Genomic DNA, 22327 nt, shown 5'->3' with positions numbered 1-22327 from the left:
CCATGTGGCAGCCGGATGGAAGCGAGGCGATCGATCCGTCCGCTGCCGCCATTCCATTGGCGGCAGCGACTGTTCGGTACTTGAGAGACTCGTGCCAGGACTTCGCCGAGATCCTGGAGTGCCGCCGTTTTCAGGATGGCAAGATGGAGATCATCACCTTCGAACTGCGGGTCGAAGTCCCGCAGCGTCCGGTCTACGATGTCCGTGCTAGGGAAACAGTGTCGGTCTGCTTTGTAGCAGGACGTGAGAGCGCACCCGGCGTAGTCGTTACGCGCGAAGACTTTCCAGATACTCCGCATCAGAACATCGTCCCAGAAGGCTTCCCCTCGATGCTTTGCATCGATGATCGCCCTTGGCAAGACGTCCGGAGCGGCTATACCGCTTCAGAACTGGTGACCCGCATTTCACAGTGGTTCGCGAAGGCGGGGCAAGGAGAGCTTCACGGTGACGACCAGCCGTTCGATCCATTCTTTGGGTACAACAGCCCCCATCAGGTCATCCTGTCTGCGGACGGCATGGCGGCGATGGATGCCGGCAAGAAGCTAAATGTGTGGACGACGGACGAGACCGGCAGGTTTCTGTTGGTGACTTCGTCGGAGGCCAACGGCTTCCATCGACAGGTCACGAATATTCACGTCGTCCAGGTCGATGTCAAACCACAGCAGATGAAGAGGATCCGCCGCGCGCCCCGCACCTTGCCCGGCCTCGTGGCTCTGCTCATGGATCGCGACCCGACATTTATCGATAGGTTGAAGAAGTCAGTCGAGGATTGGTTCGAGGGTGGCAAACGCGACGACGACGCGAAGTGGATTTTCTGCGTACTTGCTCGCTTTCCTCAAATTCATCCTCGCACCGGGGTCGTCGGCGCGACCAAGCCGATGGCGTTCCTGGCGGAGGTCAGCCCTGGTCAAATCGGCGTAGCGATTGGAGTGCTCGACCGCAACAATACCCCCCATAGCACCGACGTCAGGTATCTGAGAAGCCTATTTCCAACAGTCGACATCGACCGCCTTTCGCAATACAACGTCCAGGTGGCACCGGTTCATATGGAATTGGACGCCGACGCAGCCGCACGCATTACCGGCCACAACGCTGCGGACAAAAGGCGTGCCGTGCTAATCGGCGCCGGGTCTCTCGGTTCCACGATGGCGGAGCTGCTCGTGCGCGAGGGCTTTTTCGAATGGACGATCGTCGACGACGACGCTTTGCTGCCGCACAATCTCTCACGACATATTCTTGAACGTCGCCATTTCGGCAGGCTCAAGGCTCCTAGTGTTGCCGAGCGCCTGCTTTCGATTCGGTCAGACGTCGCACCGAAGGCAATCGTGGAGAACGTACTTCGGGAAACGATTTCTGACGAGCTGGCGAATGCCATCGATAGTGCCGAGCTCATCCTGGACGCGTCTGCATCCGTCCCCGTCTCCAGGTTCTTGTCGGACCGGGACGGTAGCGCTCGGCGCGTCTGCGCGTTCTTCACCCCTGACGGAGGTTCGGCCGTTCTGATGATGGAAGCGGTCGACCGAACCACGACGTTGCGCGATATCGAAGCGGTCTATCTCCGGGAGGTGCTGACTAGGCCGTCATTGGACGCACATTTCGCCGCCGGCCAGCAGATGCGCTACACCGGCGCATGCCGAGCTCTAACGAGCAAGATCCCGACATCGCGCATCGGGGTTCTCACCGCCCTCATCGCTTCGGGGATCTCGAAGGGGATAGGCTCCCCTCAGCCGTCATTGCGGATCTGGTCGGCGGACGAAGACGACGCCGTTGAGGCCATTCGTTTGGTTCCGGCGGTCTCGACGCGCAGCATGGGAGAATGGAAAGTCCTCATTCCGGAAGAGCTGAGGTTTGAGCTTGTGAGCCGCAGAGCAGCAGCTTTGCCGAACGAAACTGGAGGCCCCCTCCTCGGCTTGATCGACTTTGAAGCGAAGATAATCAGCGTCGTTCATGCCCCGACGCCGCCCTCGGACAGTGTCGGGAAGCCAGCCAGTTTCGTTCGAGGAACGATCGGTCTCCGCAAGATAATCCAGACCGCGGAACGGCGATCCGGAGGGCAAGTTCGCTATATGGGCGAATGGCATTCGCATCCCCGCGGCACATCGTCCGCGCCGAGTTCGGTCGACGTCGATCAGATTTATGACCTTTCCTTGATTTCCGATATCGACGGGCTTCCGGCGATATCGCTTATCGTTTCAGAAAAAGAGATCGGCATATTGGTCGGGAGCGTCCAATGATGGACACTAACTTGCAGGGCCTTCGCATCGGGCTTGCGCTCTCGGGCGGCGGGATCCGCGCGGCCGTGTTCCATCTCGGTGTACTCCGCCGCCTGGCCGAAGCAGGAATGCTGGAACAAGTCGTCCAGATTTCGACGGTTTCCGGAGGCAGTCTTGTGACCGGCGCGATCTTTTCTGAAGCTGATGGTCAATGGCCCTCCTCGGAGCGTTTCCTGGCAGAGATCTATCCGCGCCTACGGACGCTCCTCACCAAGGGCGATCTCTTCAGCTTCAAGGCGCTCGGCTTCGCAGGCCTGCTGAGGAAGAATGTGCGGATCCTCTGTCGTCGCGCAAACATCCTTTCGGAGCTTCTGTGGACGAGATGGGGAATTCGCCTGAAGCTTTCGGATCTCCCCGCCTCCCCCATCTGGCACATCAACACCACATGCTACGAGACAGGGAAGAACTGGCGCTTCACACGCGACTCGATGGGTGACTGGCAGTTTGGCCGACACTACAGCCCTAACATCACTGTCGCTGATGCGATCGCGGCGTCGGCGGCGGTACCGTATGCAATCGGAGCACTTCGGCTCGAGTTGCCGACTGACGGTTGGTGGGAGACGGATCCGGAAACCAAGAGGCCATTGCGAAAGAAAAGCTTACCGTTCTCAGTTGTCCGTCTATGGGATGGCGGCGCCTACGAGAACATGGCGTTGGAGCAATTGTACAAGCCGATGAGCGGGCTCGACGGATGTGACGTGCTCATCTGTAGCGATGCATCCGGCCCCTTAGCAAAGCCGAAGAGCCTTTTCCGGGCACTCCGGGAAGGTAGTCTGGCTGCGCCTCGGCTCTTCGACATCACCAGCGATCAGATCAGATCGCTTCGGTCGCGAATGCTCTTGAAGTCCATCCGCGACAAGCAGGTCGATGGGTTCCTCATCCGGATCGGGACATCAGCTCGGCAATTTACGCCGACCGCGGGAGAACTCCCCGGACTGAGCGACGAGCAATGCGCGGCTTGTCTGTACTACCCGACTGACCTGCTAAAGATCGAATTGCCAAGATTCGATCTGCTGGCACAGCACGGGTTCGAGGTAACGAACCTCACACTCTCGCAATTTGCGGACGGAAGATTCCTACCTCTCAAGGAAACTGAGGCGGGACCAGCAGCTTCTCCCCAGGCGCTGAGGATGGAATTCAATGAGAGTAGCTCAAGCTCCAACTTTCCGAATTAGATAGCAACTGCCGCCTCAGTCTCGGTCATCCTCCGCATAGCTGTCGGAGGAGCGGTCATACCATCGCTCCACGTCAAGCGGCACGCTCCCGTTCTCCATATATTCTTCAACTTCAAGGAACGCTCGTCCTAGCGAGTTCACCTTGACCTCAAGGATGTGACCTTCGACTTCGATTGAACCCTCGTCGATCGGTTCAGCATACTCGAAGTCCAGCCACGGAAAGCTCTCGTTCATGAAGTGACCGAGATTGCTGAACGGCACCCATCTGTCGAACTCATAAACGGCTTCCCCGTGCGGATCGCCATAGAACAGCGCGCTTTTCCGAAAGTTGAGGGTCTTGTTGACCCACTCGTCAACCGTGAGGAAAACGGAGTCTTCCTCCTGCTTCTCCATAATCTCTCGCATCAGCGGAAGGTCCAGAAGCATGCGCACTCGCCGAACGGATCTAGGATCTGAGGAAATACCTCGCCGTAGATAGTCGCCGGCCGCGTCGTTCAAGACCTGATCGGTCGGAATCTCGATGGACCATCTGCCTTCGCCACGTTCCTTGACAAGGTCGGGCTCCACTCGTTGCCAGACGGTCTGTCCCGTAGCTGGGTTGTGGAGAATGATGAAGACCGGCAAGACATGACGTCGCCAATAGTCGAGATGCTTCCGCTCGCCGTAGAAGACGAAATTGTTACCGCGCTTTCGGAAGTAGGATTCCCCTGTCTTGATTTGCAGCGCAATCAACTGGCCGGTCGGCGCTCCTTCTTCCCTCGGCTCGGCGTGGGCATCGATACCGTAGTCGCTAACCGTCTGTTCGCGAAATATCCATCCCATCTGTAAGAAGATCGCTTCTACGGCGTTCACACCCAGGCGCTCTGTCTGGTTTCTATCCGCCATGCCCTGACATCCTCGTCGGTATTCTTACAAGCCCTTGTGTCAACTTCTATCGAATCCTTTGATCGCCGGGAAAGCTCTGCAGCTTAGATAAGGATTGGACCGTGGGTAGGAAAACGGATCGATGAAAATCTATGCCATTGGCGACGTACACGGCCGCGCCGATCTCCTCGACGCTCTTCTTGCACATTTCCGGAATGGTTCGTCTTCGACGTCGAAGCCGTATCGGGTCATCTTCCTCGGGGACATCATCGACCGGGGCCTTCGAAGCCTCGAAGCCATGGACTTGGTGATCAAAACTCTCCGCGACGTTCCTGGCAGTAAGCTCCTTCGTGGCAACCATGAAGACTTCGTACTGCAGTTCATCGACAACCCGTTCAATCGGGACTACGACCTGATGAACTGGATGTGCAACGGCGGTGTCGCAACCGCCCTCTCCTACGGCGTGACGCCGGCGACAGATTGGCACGGACTGAAGCAAATGATTCCGGAGATGCTGGCGGCGCTTGAGGCGTACCCGTCTCACGTCGCGGCCATGCGCAATGCGGACCATCTTATCGTGGATCAGGGCCACGTTTTCGTACATGCTGGGCTCCGTCCGGAGGTGAGTCTAAAGCGGCAGTCACTGCACGACATGATGACGATACGCTCGGACTTCCTGGAATCGAACTACGACTTCGGTCTTCCTGTCGTGCATGGCCACACCGTGACAAGCTCTCGGCGACCAGAAATTCACAACTACCGCATCGCTCTCGACACGGGGGCCGAGGAAACGGGGCATCTGACGGCAGTTGTCATCGAGGATGACACGGTTCAATCCTTCATCCGCACTTCGGTATCACTATCGGAAGCGATCGAAATCGGTGATGTGGTACCAGAGGACCTTCGTTCCAACGAACTACTCGAAGAGCCTTCGGCAATCCATCTGATGAAACTACACGGACCGAAGTCGTCGGCATGCTCGTTCTAAATTGGCTGCTAAAACCATTTCGTCGCGTAAGGATGCCGCCGGCTTGGGAAATCCGTCGTCGGCAGCCTTAGCAAATGGGTTTTGAAGCCAGGATCGGCCGATCGCCGTCTTCTATCGCCCGTCCCGTTCCGCCATTTCGAGAGCCTCGCCGACCGTTCGGGCGACGTCGCGATAGGGCGCCGTCCGACGAGAAATGTCGTCGAAGTCCTTCCGGTCGCGTGACTGCTCCGATGGTCGGTCGTCCCACCGGGCGATGATCTCGTCAAGATCCTCGAAGGAAAGCTCCGTACGGCGCTTCTTATCCCAGCGTAGCTTGCCCTTCTCATCCTTGTACGGCACCGAGACGCGCTTTCCGACATGGTAGTGCCCGAACATGTCGGGCCCATTGTTGGTCGAACTCACTTTTGCACGGCAGTTGTTTCTGATGAGCGCTCGAAGACCGAGGGCCATCACCTCGTCCTTGATCCGTTCCAGGCGTTGCGGGTGTCTGGAGAGGATGTTTCCTACGACCTGCTCTATCGAGAAACGTTGATCCCGCGATGATTCTTCGATCAGCGCTTCGAGAAAAGAATGAAACTCGCGTAACTCCAAATTGCTCATTCGGTGGCTCCGTAGATTCGTAATCTCGATTTGAAATCACTTGCGGAACAAATCAAGAACGAAAAATACTATTTCACATAAATCTTAGAGGTTTGTCGGTGTTTCCTCCCCCATTGCGGCAAGATCTTCTTGCGGGTCCGGATTGGATGTAGTTTCAGTATAAATCCCATCCCACCTGAATGCGTTATGCGATTGATTGGCGAGACCGAGAGAGGCGCTGCTTGAACATTCTGGGCCCTGATTCACCGCCGTACGCGCTGCACGAGCGTATTGCTCTCCAAGAACAGATCATTACCGGCATGCTGTCCAAATTCGACAGAAGATCGGCGACATTCGCGTGGCTCGAAACGATCCGGGCGATCGAGGAAACGGTGAACCTGATCACCGTTGATTGGGAAGAAGAGTTCGCCGCGACGCTTTTCGCGTTTCCAATTCTTCAGCTAGTGTCATCGGCAGCACATCTGCAAAGGATTAGGGCCGGTCTAGCGAAAAGATTCGACGACAAATTCGTCGCCCGCTTCGTCAGCCTGATGCTGCAGTTCAGCGCGCTAGGGACATCCCTCCAGCAACAGGGACAGCCGCAATTGGCCTCGTCGTTCACTACGTTGGGGACCCTGATCGGCTACCTTCAATCCAGACGTCGCGCCTGCGTAGCTCTCCTTCACCGTCTTCCGGACGCCTGCATCGGCGACGTCGCAGTAGGCACCCTGGACCCGGTCGTCGTGTTCTTCCCGGTCATCGAGTTCCACGCCAACCCCTTGACAGCCGCACGCAACGCGCTGCTGATCAGAACGGCGACCGACCGGCTCGCAATCGAAGATCGAAACACCGTCGAATACGCGAGCCTTGACGATCTGTTCCTGGAACCTGAACGATCAAGAATCACGGAAATGGACCTGGACCAGAAGGGTCTTTCGATGCTTGCACAGGCTGAGAAACTAAGGCCGGATTGCCTCTTTTCCGCAGCCGAGCTCCGTAACGATATGCTTCTCCTCGAGGCTGCGTACTCGGAATTCGATCTTTCCAGGACGAAGTTCGGACGAGCCGCGGCAATCATACGCAATATCTCCCGCAACTTTGTCGATCGAGACTTCTGGGTGAAGATCCCCGCTATGGACCTGAACAAACTCGTCAGGCGAATGGAAATCAGTCCGGACCTTCAGGAGGCGTTGGTGTTCCGCGGTACCAGCTATTCGGAAAGCATCGACACCTACGCGCCGCTCATCCATGTCGACGGCGTCTTCTACTCTACCGTCACGCTTCTCAGCCGTTTCGCCTATTACTGGCGCGCGAAGACCTTGGACAAGATCAAGCGTTTTCAGATCAGGTCAGGCTTCATCTTCGAGAAAGCCGTGGCGAATGAACTACGTGATCAAGGATTCGAAATAAAAGACATTAAGCGCATCGATCGGCACGAATTCGATGTCATCGCGGTAGGCGACGGCGTCGTCTGGAACGTGCAGTGCAAGAACAACTTCCTTGATCTTGCTTACGTCGAGGCAAGTCCAGCGCGATTTGCTCGGTACAACCATCGCCTCGTACGCTCCTACGAACGCGCCTTGGAGAAGGATAGACGTCGAGAGCACGTGCTGGCCGGGCGCAGTGTCTCCGGCGAAATACAGCACGTGGTCGTCAGCCGGTATCCAGTTATCTGCAGCAATCCGAGAATATTGCCCTTCAGCCTGATCAGGGAGTTTCGACAGCGAATGTCGGCCGTGAGGAAGCCACCCGCATGATGCCGATTTTTGCACCGAAGACTGGGCTCGATACTGGTTGCGAGATCACGCGCGTGGACGGCGACGCCTGAGCTGGGCTGGACAACCACCGATACGCGACTTAATCCATCCACGGCCGGAGGGAAGAATTCATGCTATCGCCATATGCTATCGACAAGCTCCTGAAGTATTTCGACGCCATTGACCGGCACGTGACCCGGTATATGACGTACCCCCGGCCTCGGGACGAGGAATCGATGACCGCGATGCTCGTCGACCTGCTTGACGAAGACGTTCAGGTCCAGGAAGGAATCGCCTACGATATCCGGAACCTACGCGACGACCTTGCCGCTGTTTCGGATCCGACGTCGGTCGCATTCACCCTCGAAACTCACAGATACCGTAAAGATTTCGAGAACCGGGTTTCGCAAGCCGATCTTGGGCTGGTAGTCAAATACGAAAATCACTACGAGCCCGAGCTGTCGGGCCAGAGATCGTGGCTTCTGCAGGCGAAGCGCGTCTACGAGACAAAGTACGATCCGAGCCGACGCTACGAGCCGAGAGCGACGTTCGGCGCCTTCGACTCAGAACAGGACGCCCGCATCCGGGAGCTTGTCCGGTTCATCGACGACGACTTCTTCCGCTACCTTCTCTATTGCCCGCGGCCCGAAGCACTCGACCAACGGACTAAAACGGAACTGTCCTATTTCCGCTCCAGGGCAGTAGGGTCGGACATCTTCGATTTCGCCAGCGGACTCCAGGTCAGGGACGATGTCCTCAACGGCTTTCCCACGCTCGCCGCAGGCATATTCTTCGCGGACGTGGAAGGATGTCCAAAGACATTGGGAGCGGTACACGAAGGTCTTTTGACATCCGCCACGCCGTTCTCCTGGTTCATCGTTCAGCACATCCCCGGCGCCAGGCCTCACCCGCGGGGAAGCTTTCCCGATCGCCACCTGCAGAGGGAAACTGACGATCTCGTTTCAAGGATCGTGCGAGGTGACGAGGAAGTCGTCGGGATCATTTCCGAAAAGCTGTCGGAGCGAACCTGGGACGGCGTGTTGCTGCCCGCCGCGACCTTGACCATCACGATCTCAGCCGGCGAGCCGGTGGATCGGGACCGGCCGCGCTGGGACAGGATCGATTGATGCGGTTGCGACGGCCCCTCCCGAGCATCCATCGGCGACTGAAACCCTAGGTACGAAAGTGGCTTCCGGGAGCGGGCTCGTCGTCTAGGAACAACATGTGTTTTGCCAACGGTTCGCTTTTCGAATGCCTTACGGGATACCATGCGGTCGTCTCGGTCACGGCGGAACTCTCGTTGCGATCGGTTACATGCTCACCCTGCGGAGCCAGGCGGTGTTAGAGACATCTTCGGTCAGCACCAAAGCTTGTTGACGTCCAGTTGACCATGGGCCGCCATGGTCCCCCTGCCCATCGCCCTCACAATGCCTTGATTTACAAGGAACTCCTTCTGGAGACGCTCAATAACCGCCAAAAGCATTTTTCTGCTTAACTCGTCCTTACAACCCCAAAACGAGCTTGTAGCGAAGCGACCTGTGCACGCTTCGTCGAACGTCAGGATGAGAAGAGCGTCGAGTGACGACTTTAGCGACAGCTTCGCAACATCGCCGGTACCGTCCATCTCATCGGCCAGTTCGCCACGGCGACGACTGATAGCCTCAAGCATATCGAGGTGCGCCGTATTGGAGGAACAGCAGGGTACGGCTTCGGCAGCGGCGTGACTATCGGTCATAGGCTTTCCTAACAAAAATCGCTATTTGAAGGCTGCGGGTAGCAGCACGCGCTGTCAATGGTCATGGCTTTCCATGACATGCACCGCGAGCAGGACAACTTCTACGTCTCGGGCGACGTAGTGATCGTGGAGCTCACCCTCAATGGCACGCAGGCAGGACCGCTTGCCATGCCAGCCGGAACGATAGTGCCGACAGGGAATGAGATGCATGCACCGTGCTGCGACGTCTTTCATCTGAAGGACGGCAAGGTGACGTCGTTCCACTGCTACACGGCGGCGACCATCTCCTTGGACAGCTCGGCGTGCTCGGCAACCTCGCGGCCTCCCTTCAGCAGGCGTAAGGCCGGTCGCCGAACAACGTCCGATATGAACAGATGCCCCGGCTCGTTGTTTGCGCTCAAGAAATTCGAAAGGAAGAAGCCAATGACGATCTGGCCGAGGAGGAACACATCTCATCCCAGCAAAGAGTCAGCGGTTTCTCGAGTTCCTCCGTGAGGGACTGCGAGACCTCTGAGTCCTACGCGGTTCCCTTCCTGGAGCCCACGACGAAAAGTCAGCTCGCCGCCGTGGAAGGGCGAAATCCAGTGATCAGTGAACTGACAGCTCGTGCTTCTTTGCGATTTCCACGGTGGCTTTTTCGATGCCGGGATAGATCGTGCTCGACTTGATGTTGAGCTTCGCCAGATCCTGCAGGATCGTGGCCTTGTTTCTGATGGTCATGCGGTGAATGTTCAGCGAGCTGTAGCCGGTCTCCGGTAGAACCGAATCCTTGCCGAAGAGCAAGAAGGCGCCGGACTGAGACGTGATGCGCTCGTTGGTGCTGCGCCCGCGCACGAACATGATCTGCTCGAGGTCCAGCGGATCGATACGAGCCTCGAAATACGGCTTCTCTCGACGAATGAAGTGGAGCAGCTTCTTGCATTCGTCGGTCTTGTTGAATGCCTTCAATGTCGTACCTGTATCGAGGGCGTCCTTTTCCGTATCCGTCATCAGGGCAAGATTCGCAACGCAACTCACCGTGTCCGAGTCGAAGAAGTGGACCTCCGAAGACTTCGTTGAAAGAACAATGACCTCTCCGTCGATCTCGTTCCCGTTAGCATCAAGCCGTGTGTCGGAGCAGCAGAAATAGAGGGCGACCAATGGATTCGACGTCACGTCGAGCAACCGCGTCGGAAGCCCGTAGTGCTGCATCCTGACGAGCTTGTCGAGCATGTACTCGTCGCTCGCGAAGGCGGGCGCTTGGGCGGTAAGGAGTTCGCGGACAATTGTCTCCTCCTTCCGGAGGTAGCGCCAGTCGCCAGCGTCGTTCTTCCTGAAAAGAGACGGGATCAGCTTGTATCGTCGGTCCGAATGACCTCGGTAGAATACCTCTTCGTCGGCTTCTCCATGAAGTCCGAGTACGTGTTCCATGAACTCGATCAGGCTAGTGATGATCGGAAGCGCAGGCTCGTCCTGCGGTAGGTCGGGCGTTGCCGGCGGCGGAGGTGGCTGCAGCGGCTCACCGTCCTCTAAAGGCTCCTGCTGTAACCCCAGACTGCGAAGCGATAGGCCAAGATCGGCCGTCTTGACGGCCCAGTGCGTGCGCGAGAGCTCCCACTTGCCAAGATCGAATACCTTTTCGAACATTACGCGGTCTACGACATCGATCTCTCCTAAGTCGCGATCGACGCGGAACTTGTAGACGATGTCCCTTCCCTCGATCCGGATGTCCCAGACGGCGCCAACGCGGACGGTAACGAACTGCCGCTTCTGCTTGGTGGTCTGAAGCTCGCTCATGAACAACGTCGGAAGCCCCGACAGAAAAGCGACTACGGCAGAATTGATCGGCTTCAGCCTCTGCTCCAGTTCGTCTTCCGTGTACTCGAGATATCGGGAGAGCGGGAATGTAGCTTCGTGATCGGATCCCGCAGCGATGTCCCAGTCACCGTCACTCCCCGCCATCAAAAGGTTGTACACGTTCCGCATCCCCCATTTCGCGCAACTTTGTAGGCGCCGAAAAAAGCACAAGCAATACAGTCAGCTTGCAAAATCGACATGTCGTTTCGTAAATTTCAGGTTGCAAACAATTTTAGCGTTTGCCTTCCCGGTCCCGCAAGGATTGTCCCGATATGAAACGTCCGACTTCACGATAAGAGATGTTGGTCATGACGGACTTGAAGAACGACGCGCTTGGTAAAACAAAGAAGGCCATTAGGGATCTCCAGGAGCAAATCTCCGATCGCCTGTTCAAGATCACCGAAAAGGTCGACCAGTTGTCGCAACATCTTTCGCCTAAGGAAGTTATCCATTTCCTTCACGCCGGCTGCGAGATGGACCTTGCAGACGCCCGCGCCTACGTAAAGATCGCAGGGACTTTGAAGGACTCGAACGAGGTCCTTCGCGATGCTCGCGTCCAGTTCCCCGTTCTAAAAGCCCTTGCCGCTTCAGCTCCGGAAACACGGCAGGAAGTTCTGGCAAGGATCGCCGAGGGCGCGACCGTCGGAATCCGGGACGTCGCCGCAGTGCGAACGAGCCTACGTCGCAAGACCGAGACTTACGCCGAACAGATCACCAGAGACGGCTTCAATAGCTCCCTTCGGTCGGCACGTCGCAGAGCTGCCGAAGCAGTCAGGGAGATCGATTCCCGCGTAGCCGCGCTCCTGTCGTTGTTGAATTCATATCGGCCGGATACAACGACGGAACACAGCCAACTGGAAACGCACGCTGCGATTCAGAGCGCTGCGACGTCTCTTCTTCCGGTCTTTGTGGCGACATACGGCAAGCACGAAATTCCGCTCGAGCGCGTCCTGGCGATGCCGTCGCATGCGAGCGAACGCAATCTCGCACTCGCCTACGCCGCCATTGAAGCGCTCGCCGCGGGCCGGTTCGGTGGGGAATATCGGTTCGCTCTGGACAACGCTAGCTTGGAGACCCAATGGGTCACCCACTTCCAGGAGTGCCTCCAACCAGTGACCTCAACGATCGCGCCGATCAACTTCGACACGGTAGTGCAAGAAAAGCCGCCCCTCATCAAGCTTCCCACACAGAAGCTGACCGTCGTGGAATTGTGCGCAGGAGCAGGTGGGATGTCGCTCGGGCTCGAAGAGGCCGGCTTTGTTCCCCTCGCCCTGTACGAGTTCGACAGACATGCCGCCGCGACGCTCCGGTTGAACAGACCCTTCTGGAACGTGGTGGAGGGCGATGTTCGACAGGTAGACTTCAAGAAACATGCTTCGATGAGCGTCGATCTGCTTGTGGGAGGCCTGCCGTGCCAGCCCTATTCCATCGACGGAAAAGGTCTGGGTAAGGATGACCCGAGGGATCTGCTCCTGGAGGGCGCCCGTGCCGTCCGCGAAATCAGACCAAGCGCGTTCATCTTCGAGAACGTCACGGGTTTGTTGAACGCGCGGCATGCAGATCACCTCGGCAACTTTCTAAGGCAGTTGAAGAAGTGCGGTTATCTTGTTCATATGGTTCGAATGGAAGCGGAGGATCTCGGCATAGCGCAGGAAAGAACCCGCATTCTCTTCGTTGGAATGCGGCAGAAACACATGGCCTCGTTCCGCGCGCCGCCGGCTTTTCCCGAATGGCGGACAAACATGGGCGACGTCCTTGAGGACTTGATGGCTGCAAACGGATGGGCCGGTGCGAAGGAATGGGCGGACGCCCGGCGCAGTTTCGTCGTTGTTCGCAACGGCGTCGAGAAGCGAGGGGCACTCGCCTCCACGGTGGTCGGCCGCAAGGGCGGATCGCGCGAAAAGGAGGCGGCGCGCTGGGCGAAGAAAGGTGTCGACATTGCCACGGTCGCCGACGCCGCACCGACACAGGCGCAGGCAGATAAGGCGGGCCCCGGATTCCTTCCCCGACTTACTCTTCGTATGCGCGCTAGGCTGCAAGGATTTCCGGACTGGTGGGATTTCGCGGGTGGGAAGGACTCGAAAGCTCGTCAGGTCGGCAATGCCGTTCCTCCCGTGATCGGAAAAGCGATCGGACTAGCGGTCAGGTCTGCATTGACCGGCAACAACTTCGACTATTCATTCACGTTGAGGATGAAGACAGAGAATCGCGAACGCCTTCATAGCGAGCCGCCTCTCCTGCAGGACAACCGTGCAACACCGATTCTAACTGGCATTGTCGCTGACGAGGCCAAGCTGCTTCGAGACCCCGCATGAGCCACTACGACGCGATATTCAAACATTTGATGAACGACTCGCGCAGCGTCTTTGTCCCGATGCTTACAAAAATGCGGCGATTGCGATCCTTGCCTACCCACGCGGGTTGGTACACCGGTCGTGCAGTAGATTATTTCGCAAAGGTTGGCGAGAAGCAGTTCGTCCACATTGAAGTGCAGACTCGCGTAGATAGGACGATGAAATGGCGTATGGCCAACTATTTCTCGCTTCTACACCACCGCCTCCATCAGTGGTCGGCAGACGACTTTGATGTGCATCAATACCTGATCTACATCGGCAGCGAAGAAAGCCCGATGAAGAGTGATCATCCCAAATTTGGTGATCCATATTCCTTCAAAGTCTTGAACCTGCACAAGATGAAGATGTCGGCCAAGTTGGCGAACTCGCCATTTTTCGGTGACCGGATTATCGCGCTGCTTCTCTCGGAGCAACCCGATCAAAATTGGAAGTCTGTTCTCGACGTCATTTGTAACATGCATAACGAGGCAGAGAAAATGGAGGGGTTGTTCTACCTCCTCCAGATTTCGCAGCTAAGGGATAAATCCGACATGATCCAGCAAGCTTTAAGCGACATGGGACTTTACGAAGCCCTCGCGGAAACGCCACTGACGGCCCGCGCAACGGCCTTTGCAATTATCGGCGATCATATTCAGATGATTGAGGAATATCTTGCGGAAAAGGGTCAACCGATCCTTTCAGCGGACGAGCGAGAAATGCTTTTGAACCTGCCGCTGGAGAACGTCAGAGAAGTCTTCAAGGCGATCACGTGGCGCCGCGAGCCGCGCAGTGCGATTGCAGCCGAGAGCTTCGCCTTCCATAGCCAAGCCCATAACGATCAGGACGACGACGATTTTAAACCATGAGGCGGACTACTGTGGGGAGCTTTGAGGAACTTTGGTGGCTTGCGGAATTCACCTAGGACGCCACTGCTGCGATCCACCTGGGGAGGATTTTCCCCTGCGCCCATGGTATCCACAACTGCCACCTTTTCGCTGGGAACGGCGACCTTGTGGTGCGAAGAGTGGGCTGTCGCCCCGTCGGCCGCGCGTGACTACAACCAGCTTCGCGCCACCGCCTATCCAGTAATCTCAAGAACTCTGCGAGATGAGTTCCCAGTCCCATCTGCGTGAGTACGCTTCAGAACTTCAGCTTCTGGAACCAATTCTTAGACTGGAGGAGCCGCGCCTCGCCTATCGCCGTCGCTGGGGCCTCCTCGTCGCCGCTCACGCGGGCTCAAACAGCTCCGATCCGTCTACCGACTAGCGAAGAACGTCGTCTGACTAGACCGGAATGGTAACGGTGCGGATGCGCTCCGGACGCCGGATCTTCAGGTTTCCGTACTCCGTTCCACAGGGGAAGTGTAAGCTTCATCTGCAGATAGTCCCTCTTCCCGCAACCGGCGCACCTGAACTTCATGAGGAGACGATCGAGCGAGATATTGCCGCTCAGCTTCTCAAGGTCGTCCGAAAGGTAGTTGTGCGTGATCCTGCAAAGGTTGCACGTTAACCGGATTATCTGTCCCTGATCTCCCGCGGCACGGATCGTCCATGATCGCAGTCTTTTGAACGGATGAATTTCAGGCATCTTCGGTGAAATGTGGTTAAAACTCGCGCTCCACGAGGTCCGGTGGTGGGCCCGGCAGGACTTGAACCTGCAACCAGACCGTTATGAGCGGTCGGCTCTAACCAATTGAGCTACAGGCCCGACATCTGTCCATAGACAATGGATGATCAAGCTACAGGAGCGTGCCGGCTTGTCCGGAGGCGCGTGACGCTACCGGCGCGCGCGCTCCATCACTTCCCCCAACGTCGGCGGCGGATCCGCGAGGATCTCCAACAGATCCTCAAGCGACAGCATAAAAACTGCGCCCTCTCCGTGAACGTCGATGAGCCTCGGTGTGCCTGACAACGCGTCCATCGACATCGTCAGGAGAAACCTCCTCGCGGTCCGGAGGGGAACGGCATCCCCGGCGACGTCTTTCAGGATGGCGGCGATCGAAACCTTTCGATCTGTCGTCACTTTGTTTTTCAATCCCTTAATCACCAGCTTCCAGGAAGGATCGAGCGACGGGCTCATTTTTGGCCCTCCCCCCGAAGCATCGATTCCACTTCTCGGCCGTCCACACGTCCGACCGCCTCGAGTCTCGATGCCAACAGCCCGATGATGTCTTCATGCTTTTCGACGATCGCTCGTGCTCGTTTCCATTCCTTCAACAAGGTCTTTTCGACCCGCTCTCGAACGCTTGGTACTTGTCTCCGGATCCCTTCCAGCTCGGACGACGAGCGGGCCGAGAAGTACCCCAGTACCTCGCCCATGCCGAACCGCACTTCCATCAATGTCGCGAGGTCGGTGGCCTTCTGCAGATCGGACCCTTCCCCACCCGCCCCTTCGAAGGCAGAACCCAGGATGACTTCCTCCGCGAGACGCCCGCCCATCAGCATGGCGATCTGTGACAGTAGCGCCTGACGATCTCGTTCCATATCCTCAAGGGCGAAGTGAGTGAAGCCGGCTGCGGTGCCGCTTTGCCGTACTTCGTCGAGGACCACGATCTCCTTTAACTCGCCGACGTCCAGGTGGATTCCCACAACCGCATGTCCCGCTTCGTGCACCGCTACCGTACGACGTCTTTCGCCGGTGATCTTCAGCGACGGTGGAAGCAACCTCATGACCATGTCCGCGGAGATGCTGGTGCCTTCTCGCCTCGCACACCTACGGACGTCGCGGCCCATCTGCTCGAAATCGGCTCCTGTCAGTCCTTTCGTCGACGCCACGATGCCGTCGAACTCTGCATCGGTGAAATCGCTTCGAATATAGCGTCGGCACAACGATCGTCGCGTTTGTGCATCCGGAAGCGGGATCGCAACATGACGATCCAGCCGACCAGCGCGCCGAAGCGCCGCGTCGATCTTTTCCGGAAAGTTCGTCGCGCCGACGAGCACCACGCCTTCGAGCCTTTCGAACCCGTCGATCAATTCAAGCAGGGAGTTCACGACCTGCATCCAGTACTCGACATGGTCGCCGGTAAGGGTCGACCTGTCCCCGATCCCGTCTAGCTCGTCCAGGAAAAGGACGCAGGGCTTACGGGACACCGCTTGCTGGAAGCTCTTTCGCATCGCGGCGAGAACCTTGTCCAGATGACCCGCGGAAAGCCACTGCCCCACCGACGTCGCCACAATCTCGATCTCGCACGTGCGCGCGAGCGCAGATGCAAATAGCGTCTTCCCACAGCCCGGTGGCCCGCTGATCAGAATTCCCTTGTCGACGTCCGACCATCCGATCTTGCCCCGCCTCCATTCTGCAATGTCGCTGGCGAGGGCGAGGCCCCATTTTCTAGCTGTTCCGAAACCCTCCAGATCCAGAAGTCCAGGTTTCGGCGCCTGCCTAACGGGTTCGCCGGCCGCCAGCCGGAGACCCTCGATGGCTACGGGGATTGGCCGACCTGCCCGTAGTGAAACGAACACGTGCTTCAGCGGATATTGAAGCAGGCATGCTGCTTCGGCGGTAGTCATCGATTCTCCACGCACCTGACGAAACGATGCGGCAAGATGAGCCGGCCGGACCGGCCCGACGTCGACGATCCGATCGGCTGCTGCAAACAGCGTTGCGGCCACTTGGATGTCGTACGGCCACAACACGATGATGGGATTGCCAGCTTCGATATCTGCCTCGATCGCATCGACACCGACGACTGACAGGCGACGGCTGGCGGGCGCGTGAACGTGAAAGGACGCGAGTTCAGCAACATCTTTAACGAGAACCCGCGCGGCTTCCAAATACGCCTTCTCGTCTGCGGCGAACGGCAGCTTGAGGACGATGAGGAGTTGTTGGAGCTTAGATCGCTTGAGAAAGAGGCCACTGCGGCGGATGGCCGATTTCAGTACCTGTCCGTATGTCCTGTTGGCCAGGCTCGGCTGCTTACGGAGTCTCATCTCGACGCCTCCGCGCGACGGATCACAGTATTCGGACCGATAAGGCCCTCGTCCAGATCGATGGAGACGAAACGATGCAAGGCCATCCATGCGATTGCCGCAAGTGGTGGAACCTCGCGGAAGATGCTGAACGTCTCGGCGATGGTGATCGAGCCGACCTCATCCAACGTCGCCAATAGCCTGACCCGGTCGTTCAACGGCGTGCGCTGCCGGGCATACCGCAGAAGGTCCTTCGCATTCTCAAGCCGGTTCCCGGATCGAATTTCACTCACCGTCACGAAGCGATGACGTCTCTTCATGCATGCGATCGTTTCCGCGACTTGGGGATCCCCAAAGTACTCGGTCGCGTCGAGAAACTCCCGAGTGCCGTCGATGCGGTCGACCATGAAGTCTACCACATGGACGCCATTTTCGAGATGCACTCCGAACGCGAGGCAAGACCAGGCGACCACGGTCTCGTCGACGTCTAAAAGGCATCCCAGGTCACGGGCCAATTGAGATCTGAAAGCCGGAGGTCCGGGCGATCGGACGGAATGTAAGGGGTAGAATACGTTCCTCGAAGCTTCGCGATAGGCGGCGTCGAGGACGAAATGGCTGACGGCGTGCGCTTCCAACATCTCTGAAAATCCAACGTACGATGAGACCGGCCGCGTTAGCGGCGTTCAGTTTCAACGGAAGCTGGATATTCGCAGAGCTTGTACCATAACGGAACACATAGAGAACAAAGCGACAAGCGTCAACTCTGTCGGTTTAAAAACTTCTGCGGCCGAAAATTTTCATGGCCGACGGCACCCGATCGCTAGCCGGGATCCGAAACGATGAGCCGGTTTGGAACCTGCGATAGAGAAGATATTAAAGGCATGAGGTCGGCGGGACGTCGGTTGGTAGAACGCGGCGCACGTGCCGCAGCACTCCCAGCCACACCGTCTTATGAAGACGTGTCCGTTGCACACCTTGAAATACGGTTAGCGAATCCTTGCAGGGACGACGCCTAGATTTCGCCCCTTTGGCGGAGCTTCATCAGAGCTTCGGTGGCGTCCGGCTTGGAGAAATCATCCTCCAGTTTGAGCACATAAATACCCGTCTCATCCCGAATTCGCTGCGGACCAACGTTCCTGGCCTGCTTAAGAACCTGCTCAAGATTCCCCTCGACCTCCTTCGCAGTCCAAACCTGACCCATAGAACTCACCAATTACCAAAACATTCGCGTGGTAACATTTTAACAGGTGTCGACGCCTTAGCCTACATCCGTGTTGCGGGACCAACAACTGAAAGCGACAGTCTGGTGAGGCAGATACTCGTCGATACCAACATTATCAGCACGGCCTACCTTCCTGAACCTCCACAATGGATATGGGAGTGGCTGGGCGAGTTGCCGCGCGGCGCCCTCGCCGTATCGTGGATCACCATCTATGAAACGGAGGTGGGTATCCGGGCCGTTCAGCGGCACAACGTCCAGAAGGCCCTTGAACTGCTGGCTTGGTTCGAGGAGTTCCTCTCCAGCCGAATGATCCAGCCGGAAATGGACGTCGTCGCCGCCCGCGTTCTTGGGGCCATGGCGGCTCACCCTCCCCTCCGGCACTTCTTCCATACTCCAGAGAGGAGGGACAGGCATGGCAGGGTGATCAAGCAGGATCGTGTCAACCTCGGATGCGACGCCATGCTGGCAGCGCTCGCCATCGCCCATGGACTGCCGATCGCCACCTTGAACCCCGCCGACTTCTGTCTCATTCACCAGCACTTTTCCCTTCCCGGCGTATACGATCCGCGGGCGGACGTATGGCACGTCGAGCCGCCGCCCGGATGGCATGTCGGCGACGCGGCGAACGAAGACCTGGAACCGACGGAATGGACGGCGCGAAGTGGACGCCCATAGGCATTTGTCACTTGCTCCGGACAGGGCGACCGTAAGGCATACGCCCATACGGAAGGTAACCATGTCGATCAGGCTCATGATCTCGCCAAACAACTACCCCTATACCCATGGCTGGGGGGTCTATCCCCAGCTCCCCACGGAGCTTGGGAAGCGTCGGCGAAGTGCGAAAAACCTTCTCGGCTTCATGGATGCTACGCCGGGCGTGAAACCGAGCGACTGGAAGTATTCGACCACGGTGCTCGAGGCTACGTTCCGCTCCGTCGCCGGCGAAAGCTCGCGCGACTGGTTCACCCTGTCGAACGACCTTGGGCAGCCGTCGCGAGCCCTCGCGCACGAAATCTACGAGCATCTTCGGCTCCTGAAGGAGCTGGGGCTGCGGTCGAGTGAAACCGCTCGGATCTTCGACAAACTTGCAGATCTCGCCCTTCCCGAGATGCTGCAATACTTCCGGGAGACGACTTCACTAGAGGACCCGCGGCCGACCGACATCCGCGAAGGCTGGTGTCATGTGCTGTGGTCGCACGACAGGCCTGAACGCGTACTCGTCGGCGCCGTCCATGGCACGCCGCTCGAAGTCGCATCCGTGCTTGACCGGCGGAATGCGGGAAGCCGTCACGGAGTCCTCGCCGCATGGCACGTCGGCGATCCGGACTGGGCTGCATCGCAGATCGTGCGCACTTTCGGAAAGTCGCTCGACCAGCTCGGTCTGATGGAACTCTCCGCCGCCGAAGGCATACCCGTCATCAAGATGCTGACGGAGAACGCGGTGTGGAAGACAATCGTTAGGTCGCCATGGCGTTCCGAGGAGCACGTCGAACCCCACCCCGCCCATGCCGATAGCGACGATATCCTCATTGCCTCGGGTCCATAGCTACACAGACGAATCCTTGCTCCCAGTGGTTGAATCCTTTGTAGCCTAGATATGGTCTCGATTTGGCACAGGACTCGGCCACGTTTTGACATCTTGCTAACCAAACATATTCGTAACCCACTGAATGGGCGCCGCTAATGGAAACAGTGCCATTTTACGCCACGGACATCGGCGCGATAATTCACTCTTGCAATGCGTGTATTGTCGCATTATGGTGCGGCCCAGCCTTAAGGTCCGTCATGTTGGCGGATCGGCTCTGAGGAGCATGCCATGACTGCAGTCATGTCGATAATAGCCGGGCCCCTTGCCCGCTTCGCCGCGTAGGCATCGACAGAGCTGCGCCGTGCCCGTGATGAGGGTTCGGCCGCCCGAAGTTCTTCTTCACCAATTTTGGAATGAGGGTTCGAAATGTCTGGTTACGAGAACACAACCTTCTCGGCTTTCACTCGCAACGTTTCCCGGAATAGCGCGGAATTTCCACAGATGGGCTGACGCCGCTTCCGCCGTCTCGTCTGTCCCTATCCGTCGCGCCGACAAGGCCCGACGGCTCCTTCCGGAGGTGCCTGTGAATATGCTGCTCCCCTGCGGTCTGAAGACCGCCAGCGCGCTGCTTGCTAGCGTCGTCAAGCCGATAGGCTGACGTCTGAGCGGCCGTAAGCGCGGCCATTTCCCCATCGTGCCTAACAGGACTGCTCGCCGGTCTAGGATTCGTGCGCGCTTGCGAAGCGCCGAGCCCGGCTGCGTCATCGTCCTGCAAAAACAAAGTCTGTCGCAGCACAAGGAGTACGTAGTCATGCGCGACCTGATCGAATCCATCCTGCCCCGCACCTTCCTTTCCGAACTCGACGAGGAGTTCGGCGTCGTCGACGTCGAGGAGCTCGTTGAAGCCCTCGCGGTCGAGGCGGACGATCGTCGCCTCGCCCCCACGAGCGCCGCGCTTCAGAAGACCTGCGCGATGATGCACGTGGACGGCCCTCTGGGCGTCTTCGCGGCGTACGAGGAAATGCGTTTGGAGATCGAGCATCTCAACGACTGGCAGCCGAAGGGTCGCGAACTGCGTCCCTGCTCGATGCGCACCTTCAGCAACCGCATCGCTTCGCTTCGGTGCTCCGCAGAGGAAGCTGGAGGCGACGCCATCGCCCTTCTGATCGAAGCCGCCTGACGACCGCAGACATCCCGAAGCACGCCGGAGAACATCTCCGGCGTCTCTTCCTAGGATAGGATCCACGAAATGCTTGCCGCACTGATCGATATGATGCACTCACGTCACGAGGGCTTCGACATTCTCGAACGTCCCGTCTCTACCGAGACCCACTTCGCGAACCCGACCGTCTCGGGAAAGGTAGGAGACTTCGAAATATAACGAAGAACTGGGCGCCCGGGCCGGAACGCCGCCTCAGCGCGGAGAGTTCGACCGCGAAATCCCGTTCAAGGCGACGCTCGACGATGAGGACGAGTTAGAGGAATTCGTCAAGACGATCGCGTCCTGCCGCGTCGTGATCGTGGACCGATCGACGAACACCTACCATCGTCTGGAAAGCAACCTTGAGGCGGGTCTCGTCAAGATCCTGCTCGCCCGGCACGACACGCTCGCGATCAAGGCACAGGACGGACCCTACAGCGTGATCGTAGAGGGCAAGACCGTCCTTCACATCGTCGACGTCAGGCGAACCGCGGCGGGCGGCGCCATCACGTATTTCGTCGTCAAGGCCGAAGGAAGCACCGCGCGCGCAACCGCAGGTCTGGTTAAACTCCTCAATAACCAACTTCCCAAAAACAGTGTAGATCGGTTCGTTCTTGTCACCAACCGTGACATCACGAAAGGCCGTGTTAACGCGGCCGAGAACATTCTCCACACCCGCGAGGTCCGGAACAACTCCGAGACGTCGCGCGTGCATGATGCACTGCTGGAACACGGCGGACGCGCCAAGGTCTGGCATCTCGCCCAACGCCTGCCCGATCTCTCCTTGGCGAACATCTGGACCGCCGTCTGGGACATGCTCGACAGGCAACTTGCCATTTTCGACCACCCGACCCCCGAGAACATCATCATGTCCGAGGGATCGTGGATCCGTGCGATTTCGAAGGATTGACCGATGCCAGCAACC

Annotated in this window: 19 protein-coding genes, 1 tRNA gene and 1 pseudogene; 12 read left to right on the top strand and 9 right to left on the bottom strand. The window is 57.9% G+C overall.

Annotation, left to right across the window (positions count from 1 at the left end):
* Positions 1-2 precede the first annotated feature (2 nt).
* Positions 3-2234: a ThiF family adenylyltransferase gene (locus FHX15_RS17890; RefSeq protein WP_184399410.1), complete on the top strand. Its 2232-nt coding sequence runs from the start codon at positions 3-5 to the stop codon at positions 2232-2234.
* Positions 2231-3448: a patatin-like phospholipase family protein gene (locus FHX15_RS17885; protein WP_184399409.1), complete on the top strand. Its 1218-nt coding sequence runs from the start codon at positions 2231-2233 to the stop codon at positions 3446-3448. The genes FHX15_RS17890 and FHX15_RS17885 overlap by 4 nt, the downstream gene beginning before the upstream one ends.
* A 15-nt stretch (positions 3449-3463) precedes the next feature.
* Here the strand turns inward: FHX15_RS17885 and FHX15_RS17880 are convergent, their stop codons facing one another.
* Entirely contained in the window at positions 3464-4333 is an 870-nt protein-coding gene (locus FHX15_RS17880) for a DUF4365 domain-containing protein (RefSeq protein WP_184399408.1), read from the bottom strand.
* Positions 4334-4454: 121 nt separating this feature from the next.
* On the opposite strand from FHX15_RS17880, the gene FHX15_RS17875 reads away from it, so the two are divergent.
* The gene (locus FHX15_RS17875) at positions 4455-5300 is read left to right on the top strand and encodes a metallophosphoesterase (RefSeq protein ID WP_184399407.1); all 846 of its coding nucleotides are present in this window, start codon (positions 4455-4457) and stop codon (positions 5298-5300) included.
* Between the two features lie 111 nt (positions 5301-5411).
* Here the strand turns inward: FHX15_RS17875 and FHX15_RS17870 are convergent, their stop codons facing one another.
* Positions 5412-5900, bottom strand: a complete 489-nt coding sequence (locus FHX15_RS17870) for a hypothetical protein (protein ID WP_184399405.1) — start codon at positions 5898-5900, stop codon at positions 5412-5414.
* A gap of 221 nt (positions 5901-6121) precedes the next feature.
* Between FHX15_RS17870 and FHX15_RS17865 the strand changes: the two genes are divergently transcribed.
* Together FHX15_RS17865 and FHX15_RS17860 are read left to right on the top strand one after the other, a co-directional pair.
* Positions 6122-7636, top strand: coding sequence for a hypothetical protein (locus FHX15_RS17865; protein WP_184399403.1), 1515 nt, complete (start codon positions 6122-6124; stop codon positions 7634-7636).
* 236 nt (positions 7637-7872) lie between these two features.
* Complete coding sequence (locus tag FHX15_RS17860) at positions 7873-8763, top strand: hypothetical protein (RefSeq protein WP_184399401.1); 891 nt, start codon at positions 7873-7875, stop codon at positions 8761-8763.
* Between the two features lie 230 nt (positions 8764-8993).
* On the opposite strand, the gene FHX15_RS17855 is transcribed toward FHX15_RS17860, so the two are convergent.
* Positions 8994-9371 carry a hypothetical protein gene (locus FHX15_RS17855; protein WP_184399399.1) on the bottom strand — a complete coding sequence of 126 codons (378 nt, stop codon included), beginning with the start codon at positions 9369-9371 and terminating at the stop codon, positions 8994-8996.
* 57 nt (positions 9372-9428) lie between these two features.
* On the opposite strand from FHX15_RS17855, the pseudogene FHX15_RS31575 reads away from it, so the two are divergent.
* Positions 9429-9569: pseudogene (locus tag FHX15_RS31575) on the top strand (ketosteroid isomerase); the annotation flags it as partial.
* Positions 9570-9637: 68 nt separating this feature from the next.
* Here the strand turns inward: FHX15_RS31575 and FHX15_RS31570 are convergent.
* Together FHX15_RS31570 and FHX15_RS17845 are read right to left on the bottom strand one after the other, a co-directional pair.
* Entirely contained in the window at positions 9638-9820 is a 183-nt protein-coding gene (locus tag FHX15_RS31570; protein ID WP_312861861.1) for a hypothetical protein, read from the bottom strand.
* 139 nt (positions 9821-9959) lie between these two features.
* Positions 9960-11336: an FRG domain-containing protein gene (locus tag FHX15_RS17845; RefSeq protein WP_246778988.1), complete on the bottom strand. Its 1377-nt coding sequence runs from the start codon at positions 11334-11336 to the stop codon at positions 9960-9962.
* 179 nt (positions 11337-11515) lie between these two features.
* Here FHX15_RS17845 and FHX15_RS17840 point away from each other — a divergent pair, with 179 nt between their 5' ends.
* On the top strand, positions 11516-13522 hold the full coding sequence (locus FHX15_RS17840) for a DNA cytosine methyltransferase (RefSeq protein WP_184399396.1): 2007 nt from the start codon (positions 11516-11518) through the stop codon (positions 13520-13522).
* On the top strand, positions 13519-14406 hold the full coding sequence (locus FHX15_RS17835; protein WP_184399394.1) for a hypothetical protein: 888 nt from the start codon (positions 13519-13521) through the stop codon (positions 14404-14406). The genes FHX15_RS17840 and FHX15_RS17835 overlap by 4 nt, the downstream gene beginning before the upstream one ends.
* Before the next feature lie 764 nt (positions 14407-15170).
* On the opposite strand, the gene FHX15_RS17830 is transcribed toward FHX15_RS17835, so the two are convergent.
* From FHX15_RS17830 to FHX15_RS17815, 4 genes are all read right to left on the bottom strand, one after another.
* Positions 15171-15247: transfer RNA gene (locus tag FHX15_RS17830), tRNA-Ile, on the bottom strand.
* A 69-nt stretch (positions 15248-15316) separates the two neighbouring features.
* On the bottom strand, positions 15317-15619 hold the full coding sequence (locus tag FHX15_RS17825) for a hypothetical protein (protein WP_184399391.1): 303 nt from the start codon (positions 15617-15619) through the stop codon (positions 15317-15319).
* Positions 15616-17472 (bottom strand): AAA family ATPase, encoded by a 1857-nt coding sequence (locus FHX15_RS17820; RefSeq protein ID WP_184399389.1) that lies wholly within the window; start codon positions 17470-17472, stop codon positions 15616-15618. The genes FHX15_RS17825 and FHX15_RS17820 overlap by 4 nt, the downstream gene beginning before the upstream one ends.
* A complete protein-coding gene (locus FHX15_RS17815) occupies positions 17469-18089 on the bottom strand; it encodes a hypothetical protein (RefSeq protein WP_184399386.1) in 621 nt (206 codons plus the stop codon). The genes FHX15_RS17820 and FHX15_RS17815 overlap by 4 nt, the downstream gene beginning before the upstream one ends.
* Positions 18090-18478: 389 nt before the next feature.
* Here FHX15_RS17815 and FHX15_RS17810 point away from each other — a divergent pair, with 389 nt between their 5' ends.
* The 4 genes from FHX15_RS17810 to FHX15_RS17795 all read left to right on the top strand — a co-directional run bounded on the left by FHX15_RS17810 (position 18479) and on the right by FHX15_RS17795 (position 22312).
* A complete protein-coding gene (locus FHX15_RS17810; RefSeq protein ID WP_246778987.1) occupies positions 18479-19348 on the top strand; it encodes a type II toxin-antitoxin system VapC family toxin in 870 nt (289 codons plus the stop codon).
* Between the two features lie 61 nt (positions 19349-19409).
* Entirely contained in the window at positions 19410-20219 is an 810-nt protein-coding gene (locus FHX15_RS17805; RefSeq protein WP_246778986.1) for a hypothetical protein, read from the top strand.
* Between the two features lie 793 nt (positions 20220-21012).
* The gene (locus FHX15_RS17800) at positions 21013-21381 is read left to right on the top strand and encodes a hypothetical protein (protein ID WP_184399384.1); all 369 of its coding nucleotides are present in this window, start codon (positions 21013-21015) and stop codon (positions 21379-21381) included.
* Positions 21382-21721: 340 nt separating this feature from the next.
* Positions 21722-22312 (top strand): hypothetical protein, encoded by a 591-nt coding sequence (locus tag FHX15_RS17795; RefSeq protein ID WP_312861851.1) that lies wholly within the window; start codon positions 21722-21724, stop codon positions 22310-22312.
* The last annotated feature ends 15 nt before the right edge of the window (positions 22313-22327 follow it).

This window comes from Rhizobium sp. BK650, assembly GCF_014195325.1.
In the GTDB taxonomy this organism is placed as follows: Bacteria; Pseudomonadota; Alphaproteobacteria; order Rhizobiales; family Rhizobiaceae; genus Rhizobium.
This window is presented reverse-complemented; position numbering and strand designations above follow the sequence as displayed.

What these genes read in the sequence shown, in the direction of transcription:
- FHX15_RS17890 (WP_184399410.1), top strand. Translation starts at nt 3, where the DNA reads ATGTGGCAGCCGGATGGAAGCGAGGCGATCGATCCGTCCGCTGCCGCC.
- FHX15_RS17880 (WP_184399408.1), bottom strand. Translation starts at nt 4,333, where the DNA reads ATGGCGGATAGAAACCAGACAGAGCGCCTGGGTGTGAACGCCGTAGAA.
- FHX15_RS17885 (WP_184399409.1), top strand. Translation starts at nt 2,231, where the DNA reads ATGATGGACACTAACTTGCAGGGCCTTCGCATCGGGCTTGCGCTCTCG.
- FHX15_RS17825 (WP_184399391.1), bottom strand. Translation starts at nt 15,619, where the DNA reads ATGAGCCCGTCGCTCGATCCTTCCTGGAAGCTGGTGATTAAGGGATTG.
- FHX15_RS17845 (WP_246778988.1), bottom strand. Translation starts at nt 11,336, where the DNA reads ATGCGGAACGTGTACAACCTTTTGATGGCGGGGAGTGACGGTGACTGG.
- FHX15_RS17870 (WP_184399405.1), bottom strand. Translation starts at nt 5,900, where the DNA reads ATGAGCAATTTGGAGTTACGCGAGTTTCATTCTTTTCTCGAAGCGCTG.
- FHX15_RS17815 (WP_184399386.1), bottom strand. Translation starts at nt 18,089, where the DNA reads ATGTTGGAAGCGCACGCCGTCAGCCATTTCGTCCTCGACGCCGCCTAT.
- FHX15_RS17855 (WP_184399399.1), bottom strand. Translation starts at nt 9,371, where the DNA reads ATGACCGATAGTCACGCCGCTGCCGAAGCCGTACCCTGCTGTTCCTCC.
- FHX15_RS17805 (WP_246778986.1), top strand. Translation starts at nt 19,410, where the DNA reads ATGTCGATCAGGCTCATGATCTCGCCAAACAACTACCCCTATACCCAT.
- FHX15_RS17875 (WP_184399407.1), top strand. Translation starts at nt 4,455, where the DNA reads ATGAAAATCTATGCCATTGGCGACGTACACGGCCGCGCCGATCTCCTC.
- FHX15_RS17860 (WP_184399401.1), top strand. Translation starts at nt 7,873, where the DNA reads ATGACCGCGATGCTCGTCGACCTGCTTGACGAAGACGTTCAGGTCCAG.
- FHX15_RS17840 (WP_184399396.1), top strand. Translation starts at nt 11,516, where the DNA reads ATGACGGACTTGAAGAACGACGCGCTTGGTAAAACAAAGAAGGCCATT.
- FHX15_RS17820 (WP_184399389.1), bottom strand. Translation starts at nt 17,472, where the DNA reads ATGAGACTCCGTAAGCAGCCGAGCCTGGCCAACAGGACATACGGACAG.
- FHX15_RS17835 (WP_184399394.1), top strand. Translation starts at nt 13,519, where the DNA reads ATGAGCCACTACGACGCGATATTCAAACATTTGATGAACGACTCGCGC.
- FHX15_RS17800 (WP_184399384.1), top strand. Translation starts at nt 21,013, where the DNA reads ATGCGCGACCTGATCGAATCCATCCTGCCCCGCACCTTCCTTTCCGAA.